The 12,084-nt window shown below is 71.6% G+C and carries 9 protein-coding genes; 5 read left to right on the top strand and 4 right to left on the bottom strand.

Going from position 1 to position 12,084, the window contains the following annotated elements:
• Positions 1-82: 82 nt before the first annotated feature.
• Positions 83-1,198 carry a sugar kinase gene (locus tag ACWDVW_RS19390; protein WP_449950668.1) on the top strand — a complete coding sequence of 372 codons (1,116 nt, stop codon included), beginning with the start codon at positions 83-85 and terminating at the stop codon, positions 1,196-1,198.
• A gap of 22 nt (positions 1,199-1,220) precedes the next feature.
• Here ACWDVW_RS19390 and ACWDVW_RS19385 read toward each other — a convergent pair whose 3' ends face one another.
• Positions 1,221-2,009 carry a class I SAM-dependent methyltransferase gene (locus ACWDVW_RS19385; RefSeq protein ID WP_449950665.1) on the bottom strand — a complete coding sequence of 263 codons (789 nt, stop codon included), beginning with the start codon at positions 2,007-2,009 and terminating at the stop codon, positions 1,221-1,223.
• A 116-nt stretch (positions 2,010-2,125) separates the two neighbouring features.
• Between ACWDVW_RS19385 and ACWDVW_RS19380 the strand changes: the two genes are divergently transcribed.
• Both ACWDVW_RS19380 and ACWDVW_RS19375 read left to right on the top strand, forming a co-directional pair.
• The gene (locus ACWDVW_RS19380) at positions 2,126-2,623 is read left to right on the top strand and encodes a DinB family protein (RefSeq protein WP_396748486.1); all 498 of its coding nucleotides are present in this window, start codon (positions 2,126-2,128) and stop codon (positions 2,621-2,623) included.
• Positions 2,624-2,699: 76 nt separating this feature from the next.
• On the top strand, positions 2,700-3,551 hold the full coding sequence (locus tag ACWDVW_RS19375) for a DUF4253 domain-containing protein (protein WP_449950662.1): 852 nt from the start codon (positions 2,700-2,702) through the stop codon (positions 3,549-3,551).
• 12 nt (positions 3,552-3,563) lie between these two features.
• On the opposite strand, the gene ACWDVW_RS19370 is transcribed toward ACWDVW_RS19375, so the two are convergent.
• The 3 genes from ACWDVW_RS19370 to ACWDVW_RS19360 form a co-directional block, all read right to left on the bottom strand.
• Positions 3,564-4,415 (bottom strand): endonuclease/exonuclease/phosphatase family protein, encoded by an 852-nt coding sequence (locus ACWDVW_RS19370; protein WP_449950660.1) that lies wholly within the window; start codon positions 4,413-4,415, stop codon positions 3,564-3,566.
• Positions 4,416-4,559: 144 nt separating this feature from the next.
• The gene (locus tag ACWDVW_RS19365; RefSeq protein WP_449950657.1) at positions 4,560-6,902 is read right to left on the bottom strand and encodes an AbfB domain-containing protein; all 2,343 of its coding nucleotides are present in this window, start codon (positions 6,900-6,902) and stop codon (positions 4,560-4,562) included.
• Between the two features lie 139 nt (positions 6,903-7,041).
• Positions 7,042-8,427, bottom strand: coding sequence for a short-chain fatty acyl-CoA regulator family protein (locus ACWDVW_RS19360; protein ID WP_449950655.1), 1,386 nt, complete (start codon positions 8,425-8,427; stop codon positions 7,042-7,044).
• 221 nt (positions 8,428-8,648) lie between these two features.
• Between ACWDVW_RS19360 and aceA the strand changes: the two genes are divergently transcribed.
• Both aceA and aceB read left to right on the top strand, forming a co-directional pair.
• Positions 8,649-9,920 carry an isocitrate lyase gene (gene aceA, locus ACWDVW_RS19355; protein WP_449950652.1) on the top strand — a complete coding sequence of 424 codons (1,272 nt, stop codon included), beginning with the start codon at positions 8,649-8,651 and terminating at the stop codon, positions 9,918-9,920.
• Positions 9,917-11,530: a malate synthase A gene (gene aceB, locus ACWDVW_RS19350; RefSeq protein ID WP_449950649.1), complete on the top strand. Its 1,614-nt coding sequence runs from the start codon at positions 9,917-9,919 to the stop codon at positions 11,528-11,530. The genes aceA and aceB overlap by 4 nt, the downstream gene beginning before the upstream one ends.
• The last annotated feature ends 554 nt before the right edge of the window (positions 11,531-12,084 follow it).

Below are 12,084 nucleotides of genomic sequence, written 5' to 3'. Positions count from 1 at the left end.
GCATGAGCGAGCAGAGCGAGCGAATCATCGGGTTCAGTGCGGTGGTGCCTCGTGGCGGCACGCAGCGGAGCGGAGTGCCGGCATGAGCGAGAGTACGAGTGCGCTGACTCCTCGGCCGAAGGACGAGTGCCGGTACGACCTGGTCTCGCTCGGCGAGGTCATGCTGCGACTCGACCCCGGTGAGGGGCGGGTCCGCACCGCCCGTCAGTTCCGGGCCTGGGAGGGTGGCGGCGAGTACAACGTGGCCCGGGGCCTGCGCCGCTGTTTCGGCCTGCGGACCGCGGTGGTCACCGCGTTCGCCCAGAACGAGGTCGGCCGGCTGCTGGAGGACCTGATCCTGCAGGGCGGCGTGGACACCAGCTTCGTCACCTGGCTGCCCTACGACGGCATCGGCCGCAACGTGCGCAACGGACTGAACTTCACCGAGCGCGGTTTCGGCGTACGTGGGGCGGTCGGCACCTCCGACCGGGGCCACTCCGCCGCCAGCCAGCTCAAGCCGGACGACGTCGACTGGGACCACCTCTTCGGCACGCTCGGGGTGCGGTGGCTGCACACCGGCGGCATCTACGCGGCGCTGTCGGAGACGGCCGCGCAGACCGCCGAGGCCGCGATGACCGCCGCCCGCCGGAACGGCACCATCGTCTCCTACGACCTGAACTACCGGCCCAGCCTCTGGAAGGCGGTGGGTGGTCAGGACCGCGCCCGGGAGGTCAACCGTCGGCTCGCCGCCCTGGTCGACGTGATGATCGGCAACGAGGAGGACTTCACCGCCTGCCTCGGATTCGAGGTGCCGGACACGGACATCCACAGCGGCGCGCTCGATGCCGGCAACTTCAAGACGATGATCGAGGCCGTCGTCCAGGAGTACCCGAACTTCAAGGTCGTGGCGACCACGCTGCGCGGCGTGCGCAGCGCGACGGTCAACGACTGGGGCGCCGTGGCGTGGTCGGGTGGCGCGTTCGCCGAGGCCACCCACCGCCCCGGCCTGGAGATCATGGACCGGGTCGGCGGCGGCGACAGCTTCGCCTCCGGGCTCATCTACGGCCTGCTGGAGCGCGACGGCGACCTGGCCCAGGCCGTGGAGTACGGCGCCGCCCACGGCGCCCTGGCGATGACCACCCCCGGCGACACGTCGATGGCCAACCTCGCCGAGGTGGAGGCACTGGTGCGCGGAGCCGGCGCCCGCGTGCAACGCTGACCTGCGACCGGCCGGGTCGGGACTACCCGATCCGGCCGGTCAGCACGCATACGCGGACGTGCTCGCGGAACCGGGTCGCCGGGCCCAGCGCGTCGCGGATCATCGTGGACAGCTCCGTCCGCTGCTCCGCCGGGGGCAGGGCGTCGACCGGGAAGCTGGAGTAGACGCCGCCGAGAAGAGCGTCCAGGTCGATCTCGTCGGCGTATTCGACCACGGTCTCGGTGACGAGGTAACCGTGCCGGGTGAGCGCGTCGGCGTACCGGCGTCGGCTGTCGGTGTCGGTGCCACAGCTCCGGCTCAGCTCGGTGCCGCGCCAGCGTTCCAGGCAGGCACGTAGCGCCCGCGACCAGGACGTGTCCTGAAGCCACAGCGGCGTCCCGTTGGCCACCACCGCGACCCCGCCACCGGGGCGCAGCAGCGGACGGAGCCCGGCGAACACGTCCTCATGCGCCATCCAGTGCAGAGCCTGCCCGACGGTCACCACGCCCACACTGCCGTCGCCGAACAACCGACCCAACGCGGGCAGGTCGGAGTCGGCACCGAGCAACCAGCTCACGTTGTCGACCCGCTGGTCCTCGGCGGCACGGCGAGCGAGTACGAGCATGTCGGGCTCGGGATCGATCCCGACGACCGCGCGCACCCGGGCGGCGATCGGCAGCGTGAGCTGGCCCGTACCGCAGCCGAGGTCGACGACCACGTCCTGCGGCGTGAGACCGAACGTCGTCGCCAGCACGTCGAAGACGGCCGGCGGATAGCCGCGCCGGTAACGTTGGTAGAGCCGTGCCACCTCACCACCGAAGCCCAGGTCCATGCGGCCAGGATGTCCGGACCGGCCGCGACCGGCCAAGGCATTCTGCTGACGGCAGCACGCGGCGAGGATCCGCCAACCTGTTTGCCCCGCCGTCGCGGTGTTGACATGCTTCACTCATGTCATCACCCTCCGTGCCCGACTTCGAGCGGGTCATCGACGCGGCACTGCGGGAGCAGTTCGAGGTCTTCATCGACCAGCACCGCGCCGAGCTCCAGCACTGTCTCGACGGGCTGACCGAGGAGCAGGCCCGCCGATCGTTGGTGCCGTCCCGGACGACCCTGCTGGGTCTGGTCAAGCACGCGACCTTCGTGGAGAAGGTCTGGTTCGACGAGGCGGTGACGCGCCGGTCGCGTGCCGAGATCGGCATCCCGGCCACGCCGGACGAGTCGTTCCTGCTCGACGACGGTGACACCGTCGCCAGCGTCCAGGAGGCACACCGGCAGGCGTGTGCGGCGTCCCGTCGCGCCACCGCCTCCATCGGGTTGGACGACGTGCTCACCGGCAACCGACGTGGCCCGATCCCGCTGCGCTGGGTCTACCTGCACGTGCTGCGCGAGCTGGCCGAGCACTGCGGTCACGCCGACATCCTGCGCGAGCAGATCCTGGCCGACTGACGGCGGGAGCGGTGCGGGTCGGAGTGACCGGCTCGTCGGCCGGAGTTGTCGGTGTAGGCGACTATCCTCACGCCTCGTGACCTCGCAGTTGAACGACCTTCCCACCGATCTGGCCGAGCTGTTCGCCGACGCGCCGACGCGCCGCCGCACCCTGCCCGTGTCGCTCCCGCCCGGCCGCACGGTCCGCAGCGAGGAGGCCCCCGACGAGCGTCCCGCGCTGTGGCTCAGCGACGGTCCGGCCCCGTCCGGACTGTGGCCGGAGCTGCACGCGGCGCACGCCGGGTCGGGGCTGTGGCCGCTGCTCCTCGACCACCTGCACGGCGACCCGGATCGCCCCTGGGCCGACGGCGAGCTGTGGCCGGCGAGCAGTTCCGACCCGGCGGAGCACGACCCCGAGCGGCTGCTGGCCGGATGGTGGTCCGACCACACCACCGACTACGAGGTCGGTGAGCCGACCAGCCGGCAGCTCGCCGTCTCCGCGCCCTACGGCCAGGACTGGCCCGGCCTGGCCGCACCGGCGTCGCCCCGGGTGACGCCGCAGGAGCACGCCGACCACTGGGCCGAGCAGTTGTCGCTGGCCCAGCCCGACATGCGGCTCGGTCTGGTCGCCGCCGAGCGGGGCAGCGACGCGCTCGCCGTCGTCGGCTGGCAGGGGCCGGTCAACTACACCAACGACACCGGCCGACTCTCCGCGGTGCTGCGCAGCTGGGAGGATCGGTTCGGGGTACGCGTGATCGGCCTCGGCTTCGCCGAGCTGTACCTGTCGGTCGCCGCCCCGCCGACGACCATCGACGAGGCGCTGCCGATCGCCGCCGAGCACTTCGCCTTCTGCCCGGACAACATCTGGCAGGGGCAGAGCCCGTGCACGATCGCCGGCTACGCGGACCGCATCGTCAACGCCCCGACCTGGGCGTTCTGGTGGGACTGACGGTCGGGGTCGTCAGGCAGCGGGGTGTTCGGCCCGCTCGGTGGTGAGGGTGACCAGGAACGCCGCGTGGTCGGTCGTGCCACGCATGTCGATCGACCTGCTGGCGGTGATCGTCAGGTCCGGGGTGGCCATGAACTGCTGCACCCCGCCGTCGTGCAGGTGCTGGTAGTCGGCGGGTACGCAGGACCGCACGTCGGGCGTGCCGCCGTGCCGCAGGTTGAGGTCGCCGCTGACCACCGTCGGCTGGTAGCCGGCACCGGCGTGCAGCTCGGGTACGGCCACCCCGAGCAGGTGCCCGCACTGGGCCAACGCCAGCGTCGAGCTGGTGTACGCCAGGTGCGTGGTGCACGCGTAGAAGACGGTGCTGGCGTCCACGCAGAGCCAGGCGCGCTGCTCGGGGTCGGCCGGGTCCTGCGCCGGGAAGACCCCCCGGTGCAGTTCGTGCCCCCGGTACGGGTCGGCGACGTGGGCCAGCACGCCGACGCCGTACTGCTGGCCGTTGACGCAGCGGTAGGGCTCGCCGGTGCGGCCGTTGCGGGCGGGCTGGAAGGCCGCGACCACGGTGCCGGAGTGCACACCGGTCATGGCGCGCTCCAACGCGTCCACGTCACCGGAGCAGATCTCGTTGAGCGTGACGATGTCCGGGCGTTCGGCGCGGATCACCTCGGCGGCCTGGTCCACTGCCCGTCCGGTGTAGCAGCCCAGGGCCATGCCGCTGTTGCAGAGGTTCATCTGGAGCACCCGCAGCGGGGCGGGCGTGGTGGGCGGGGCGGTCACCGAGCAGCCGGCCAGCAGCGCGGTGGTCGCGAGCAGGCCGAGGGCGGCGCGCAGCGGACGGGGGACGCGGAAGCGACGACGAGCCAATGCACCTGCCCTGGACGGAGGGGTGGCAAGTGTATCGGCAGCTCCGTCGCGGTCGTGACGCTGCGCGACCGGTGTGGTCGGGGTGGGTGGCCACGCCGGTGGCCCGGACCGACCGGTCCGGGCCACCGGGTCGCGGACGGCCGGTCAGGGCGCCCAGGGACTCGCGAGATGCCAGGTGCTGTCCACCGCCCAGAGCGCGGGCGACTGGTACGCGGCACCACCCGCGCCGTTGCTCAACCACACCTGCGAGTCGTAGTGACGCAGGAAGGACCCCCGGTAGTTGTACGACTCCAGCGACACACCGCTGCCGGTGAGCCCGGAGCGGGCGCACCAGGTGGCGTCGGCGCGCATCAGCGCGGAGCCGTCGTCGGGCGAGTTGCGGACCCGGGAATCGGCGTGGCGCAGGTACTGCCCCGGGAAGTTCACCGACTCGAAGGAGTAGCAGCTCCCGTCGGCCAGACCCGCCCGGATCGTGTACGTGGCGTCCTGCTTGAGCAGCGCCGCGCTGCCCGCGGTGACGATCTCGGTGTACGCCAGACCGTTCTGGTGCCGCAGGTACCGTCCGGTGTGGCCGGGCGTGGTCACCTGCCACGAGTGGCGGGCGCCCACCGGCAGCGCGACCGGCTGGCGGGGCGTGATCGACCGGGACGCGTCGATCAGGGCGCGGTTGGCGGCGCGTACCCGGGCCTCGTCCATCTTGACCACCCGGCGGTCGTAGGTGAGGAAACCGTTCAGCTCGCCCTCCAGGTCGGTGATCTCGGTGTAGACCGAGGCGCTGAGCCCGGTACCGACCATCAGGTTCCGGACGCCCTCGACCAGGCCGACGTACCGGTCGGTCAGTGCCGTCGAGGTGGGCTGCCACTCGTACGCGAAGAAGCCGCCGCTGGGGCTGTACTCGTGCCCGGGCACCCGCAGTCCGAGGCCGCCGAACTCGCCGAGCACCGCGATCCGGGAGGCGGACGGGGCGGGGGAGGCGGGTCCGAGGTAGACGTGCCAGTCGTCGATGTCGCCGTTGCCCGGGTCGCCGAGGGACTGGCAGCAGTTGTGGCCGCTGTGCGTGTTGACCAGCCGGGTCGGGTCCTGGTTCTTGACGTTCTGGCCGACCCGGCGGGTGTCGGCGAGCGCCCGCTCACCCCAGCCCTCGTTGTAGACGGTGTAGGCGACCACCGCCGGACTGCTGCGGTGCTCGTCGACGATCTCCCGGGCCTCCGCCTCGAACTGGGCCTGCTGGGCGTCGGTCGCGTCGACCTCCTGGGCGGTCAGCGACGGGATGTCCTGCCAGACCAGCAGGCCGAGGCGGTCGGCGTGATAGAACCAGCGCTGCGGTTCGACCTTGATGTGCTTGCGGACCATGTTGAACCCGAGGTCCTTGTGTTTCTGCAGGTCGAAGGCGAGGGCGGCGTCGGTGGGCGCGGTGTAGAGGCCGTCCGGCCAGTAGCCCTGGTCGAGGGTGCCGGCCTGGAAGACGAACTCGCCGTTGAGCAGCGGACGCAACACCCCGCCGACCGTCCGGGTGGTGATCTCCCGCATGCCGAAGTAGTGGGTGGTCCGGTCCACGGATGTACCGGCGGCGTTGCGCAACGTGATCCGCAGGTCGTACAGGAACGGGTCGTCGGGGGACCAGCGGCGGGCGTTCGGCACCGGCACGGTGAACTCGGTGAAGCCGCCGGTGGCGGTGCCGACCACGGTGCCGCCGGTCAGGGCCTCGGCGAGCACGCGGTGGCCGGTGACGGTGCCGCGGGTGTGCACCCGCACCCGTAGCGTGCCGTCGGCGAGGTTCGGGTACGTGTCGACCCGGCTGATCGAGGCGGCGGGTACGGGTTCCAGCCAGACGGTCTGCCAGATGCCGGAGACCGGTGTGTAGAAGATGCCGTTCGGTGTCTTGGTCTGCTTGCCGATCGGCGGCAGACTGCCGTTCTGTCGACTGTCGGTGGGGTCCCAGACCTTGACCACGATCTCGTTCTGGCCGGTGCGCAACTGCGGCGTGACGTCGAAGCTGAACGCGTCGTAGCCGCCGCTGTGGGTGCCGACCCGGGTGCCGTTCACCCAGACCGTGGCCTGCCAGTCCACCGCGCCGAAGTGCAGCAGGACGCGGCGGCCCGACCACCCGGCCGGCACCGTGACGGTGCGGCGGTAGTGCAGGTAGTGACGGTTGTCGGCGGCGGCGCGCTGCACCCCGGACAGGGCGCTCTCCACCGGGAACGGCACGTTGACCCGCTCCGGCAGGTCGACGCCGAACTGCGGGGCGTCGTCGGTGGCGGACTGGCGCAGTTGCCACTCGCCGTTGAGGTTGAGCCAGTCGGGTCGGGTCATCTGCGGCCGCGGGTACTCCGGCAGCGGGGTGCCGGCCAGCGCCTGACTGGTCCAGGGGGTGGTGAGCGGGGGCGTCTTCGGTGGCACGGCCCGGGCGGGGGAGACCGGTGCGAGCAGCGCGGCGAGGACGACGAGTACGGCCAGGGGGGACAGGACGCGAGCGTGACGTGTCATGCCGTCTCCGATGTGGACGGCCCGTCGGTGGGGCGGCGTGGTGGTGGCCCGCCCGACGGGGGTGGGCGGATCACATCGACATCAACCACCATCTATAGCAGGCCGTGCGCGTCCGGGCTACGCGCGCCGGGCGCCGGGTTCAGTCCCGAAGCGGGTACGGGATGAAGGTGCTGCGGTTCTCGTCCAGGTCCAGGTGCCGGCTGATCGGTGGGGCGGCCCGCTGCGGACAGCTCATCCGCTCGCAGGTCTTGCAGCCCGGCCCGATCGGGATGGCCGCCTCGGCCACGTGCAGGTCCATCCCGGTGGAGTAGACCAACCGCCCGGCGTGCCGCGTCTCGCAGCCCAGCCCGATCGCGTACACCTTGCCGGGCTGGCCGTAACCGCCGTGGTGTCGGGTGATGGTGCGGGCGATCCAGAGGTAACGCTGCCCGTCCGGCATCGCGGCGACCTGGGTGACCACCCGCCCGGGCGCGCCGAACGCCTCGTAGACGTTCCACAGCGGGCAGGTGCCGCCGGTGCGGGAGAACGGGAAGCCGGTGGCGGACTGTCGCTTGGACATGTTGCCGGCCCGGTCCACCCGGACGAAGGAGAACGGCACGCCGCGCGCCCGGGGGCGTTGCAGGGTGCTGAGCCGATGGCAGACCGTCTCCCAGCCCAGCGCGTAGTGCTGGGTCAGCAGGTCGATGTCGTAGCGGCGCTGCTCGGCGGCGGCCAGGAAGTGCTCGTACGGCAGCAGCAGCGCCGCCGCGAAGTAGTTGGCCAGGCCGACCCGGGTCAGGATCTGGGTCTGCACGTCGTCGAAGTTCTCCGACTCGACGATCTCGTCGATCACGTCGGCGAACTCCAGCAACGCGATCTGCGCGGCCATCCGCATCGCCTCCTGCCCGCCCCGCAGCGAGGTGGACAGGTGCAGGGTGCGGGTCTGCGGGCGGTAGCGGTGCAGGTCGCCGCCGAGCGAACCGGCGTCCTCGCGGGTGACGCGTACCCCGTGTCGCTGCGCCAACCGGTCGCGCAGCAGGACACGCACCTCGCCCCGGCGCAGCGCCATCCGGGCGGCCAGCCGTTCGGCCTCCTCGTCCAGGTCCGGTACGTAGTTCTGCCGGCGGTAGAAGAACTCGGTCACCTGGTCGTGTGGACTGCGCCCGATCCGTTCCCGGTCACCGACCAGCTCGGCGAGCTGCTCGTCAACCTGCTGGTAGCGCCGGTGCAGGTCGATGACGGCGGCGGCGACCTCGGGCAGCCGGGTGGCGAGTTCGGTGAGCTCGGTGATGCCGGCCCGGGCGGGCAGGGCCTCGCGCAGCCCGGCGACCAGGCGCGGGGTGTCGTGCGCGGCGAACACGGTCGGGTCGACGCCGAACAGCTCGGTGATGCGCAGCAGCACCGGCACGGTCAACGGGCGGGTGTCGTGCTCGATCTGGTTCAGGTAGCTCGGGGAGATGCCGAGGTGCCGGGCCAGCTCCGTCTGGCTGATCCCACGCTCCTCGCGCAGCCGGCGCAGGCGGGCACCGGCAAAGGTCTTGGTCATCGCCTCAACCTCCCGATCGGCGGACTGGGTCGCCACATTAGCACTGCTGCGAATAGAGCCTTTCGCAACTTTGCAAAATCGCCCTTCGGCTTTTCAATAATTGGCTCTTTCCGTCTCTCGACCGGCCCTGACAGACCGTGTGACCGTGTGAGACACACCGGTGAGCGGCGTCGGCGTCGACGCACCGATGGTCAATCGGAAACCCGAAGGGGATGAATACGATGCTTTCCGCGGTCGAGCAGTTGCAGCACGAATGGGAGACCAACCCCCGCTGGCGGGGAGTACGGCGCAGCTACCGCGCCGAGGACGTCATCCGGTTGCGTGGTGCCATCCAGGAGGAACACACCCTGGCCCGGCACGGCGCCAACCGGCTGTGGCGGCTGCTCACCAGCGAGGACTACGTCCACGCGCTGGGGGCGCTCACCGGCAACCAGGCGGTGCAGATGGTCCGGGCCGGGCTCAAGGCGATCTATCTGTCCGGCTGGCAGGTCGCCGCCGACGCCAACCTGGCCGGCCACACCTATCCGGACCAGAGCCTCTACCCGGCCAACTCGGTGCCGGCCGTGGTGCGTCGGATCAACAACGCGCTGCTGCGGGCCGCCCAGATCACCACCGCCGAGGGCGACACCTCGGGCATCGACTGGCTGGCCCCGATCGTCGCCGACGCGGAGGCCGGCTTCGGCGGCGTGCTCAACGCGTACGAGCTGATGAGCGCGATGATCGCGGCCGGTGCGGCCGGGGTGCACTGGGAGGACCAACTCGCCGCCGAGAAGAAGTGCGGCCACCTCGGTGGGAAGGTGCTCATCCCCACCGGGCAGCACGTCCGCACGCTGGAGGCGGCCCGGCTCGCCGCCGACGTCGCCGGAGTGCCGACGGTGGTGGTGGCCCGCACCGACGCGCAGGCGGCCACCCTGCTCACCACCGACGTGGACGAGCGGGACCGCCCATTCGTCACCGGCGAGCGCACCCCGGAGGGCTTCTATCGGGTCCGCAACGGCATCGAGCCGTGCATCGCCCGAGGTCTCGCCTACGCCCCGCACTCCGACCTGCTCTGGATGGAGACCAGCACGCCGGACCTGGAGGTCGCCCGCCGCTTCGCCGAGGCGATCAAGGACGAGTACCCGGACCAGCTGCTCGCCTACAACTGCTCGCCGTCGTTCAACTGGCGCAAGCACCTCGACGACGCCACCATCGCCAAGTTCCAGCGCGAACTCGGCCACATGGGATACAAGTTCCAGTTCATCACGCTGGCCGGCTTCCACGCGCTGAACTACTCGATGTTCGACCTGGCCCGGGGCTACGCCGCCGAGGGGATGCCGGCGTACGTGTCGCTCCAGGAGCGGGAGTTCGCGGCCGAGGCCGCCGGTTACACCGCGGTCAAGCACCAGCGCGAGGTGGGCACCGGCTACTTCGACCTGATCAGCACGGTGCTCAACCCGGCCGCCGAGACCACCGCCCTGCGCGGCTCGACCGAGGAGGAGCAGTTCGCATGAGGTACGAGATCATCGGCCCGGTGGCGGAGCGCTTCGACGAGGTGCTCACCCCCGAGGCGCTGGAGTTCCTGGTCACGCTGGACAGCGAGTTCGCCGCCCGCCGGGTGGCGCTGCTGGACACTCGACGGGCCCGCCGGGACCGGTTCGCCACCGGCCAGTTGCCCGACTTCCTGCCGGAGACCATCGGCGTCCGCGCCGATCCGAGCTGGCGGGTGGCGCCGCCCGCACCCGGCCTCGAAGACCGGCGGGTCGAGATCACCGGCCCGCCGGACCGCAAGATGACGATCAACGCGCTGAACTCCGGTGCCCGGGTGTGGCTCGCCGACTTCGAGGACGCCACCGCCCCCACCTGGGACAACGTCATCGGTGGGCAGCTCAACCTGATGGACGCGCTGGACCGCCGGATCGACTTCACCGACGCGCGCGGCAAGCGGTACGCCCTCGGCGACGACCTCGCCACCATCGTGGTCCGTCCACGCGGCTGGCACCTGGTGGAGAAGGGGATCGTGGTGGACGGTCGGCCGATCTCGGCCAGCCTGGTCGACTTCGGTCTCTACCTCTTCCACTGCGCCCGGCGGCAACTCGCGGCCGGCGCGGGACCGTACTTCTATCTGCCCAAGCTGGAGGACCACCGCGAGGCGCGGCTGTGGAACGACGTCTTCGTCTTCGCCCAGCACTACCTGCGGCTGCCGCAGGGCACGATCCGGGCGACCACCCTGATCGAGACCATCACCGCCGCCTTCGAGATGGAGGAGATCCTCTACGAGTTGCGGGACCACTCGGCGGGGCTGAACGCCGGACGGTGGGACTACATCTTCAGCATCATCAAGAACTTCGGGCAGTGGCCGGACTTCGTCCTGCCGGACCGGTCCGAGGTCACGATGACCGTGCCGTTCATGCGCGCGTACACCGAGCTGCTGGTGCGGACCTGCCACCGGCGCGGGGCGCACGCGATCGGCGGCATGGCCGCGTTCGTGCCCAGCCGCGACCCGGCGGTCAACGAGACGGCGCTGAGCCGGGTGCGGGCCGACAAGCAGCGGGAGGCCGCCGCTGGCTTCGACGGCTCCTGGGTCGCCCACCCCGGCCTGGTGCCGACCTGCCGCGAGGAGTTCGACGCGGTGCTCGGCGAACGCCCGCACCAACTCGACCGGCAGCGCGACGACGTCGAGGTCACCGCCGCCGACCTGCTTGCCGTGGACAAGACCCCCGGTCAGGTCACCGAGGCGGGGCTGCGATCGAACATCGCGGTGGCGCTGCGCTACGTCGACGCCTGGCTCGGCGGAGCCGGTGCGGTGGCCCTGTGGAACCTGATGGAGGACGCGGCGACCGCCGAGATCGCTCGCTGCCAGGTCTGGCAGTGGCTGCACCACGGTACGCCGCTGGCCGGCGGCGGCAGCGTGACCGAGGACCGGGTCCGGACGATCCTGGACGAGGAGTTGGCCACCCTGGTCGAGGGGCGCGGTGACACCGCCGGGCGCGAGCGCGCCGGACACGCGGCGCGCATCGTCGAGGAGACCGCCCTCGGCGAGGACCTGCCCGCCTTCTTCACCACCGGCGCGTACGCCCGCCACCTCAGCCCGGTGCGCCGCCCGACGCCGTCCGCCGGCTGAGCGTCCGCCGGCTGAGCGTCCGCAGTCGGGCGCACGAGGAGCGCCCGACGGGCCGACCGGCGCCGGCGGCGGGTCCGGCTGGCGTGGGCGGCGGTTCGGCTGGCGTGGGCGGCGGTTCGGCCGGCGTGGGCGGCGGTTCGGCCGGGGCAGCAGTGGGTCCGGCTGGCGCTGGCGGCGGCGGGTCGAGCCGGGTCGGCAGCGGGTCAAGCTGGCGTGGGCGGCAGGTCGGGCCGCGCTGCTGCCCTTCGTGGTGGTCCTACCAGCGCCCGGGCCGGCGTCGACATTCGAGCGGTGTCCCGTGCGGGTCATGCCGGTCGGGTCATGCCGGTCGGGGCCGGTCGTTCGTGAGAAGCGCGGTGGCGGATCGTCGTCGGGCCGGTGCGGGTCTTGCCGGTCGGGCACTGTCGAGCTGAGAGCGTCGACGGATCGTCAAAGGTCGCGGGCTGGCGGTGGTCCATCGGCCGGGTGGTCGCAACGGGCGATGGCACAAACGGATCAGCTCGATAGTGCTCCGAGTAGACATCAGGAGGGCGCGAGCTCACCATCGCCCGTCA

The sequence above is a fragment of the Micromonospora sp. NPDC003241 genome, from assembly GCF_053589795.1.
The sequence above is the reverse complement of the archived record's forward strand: the minus strand, read 5'-3'. Positions and strand labels throughout refer to the sequence as shown.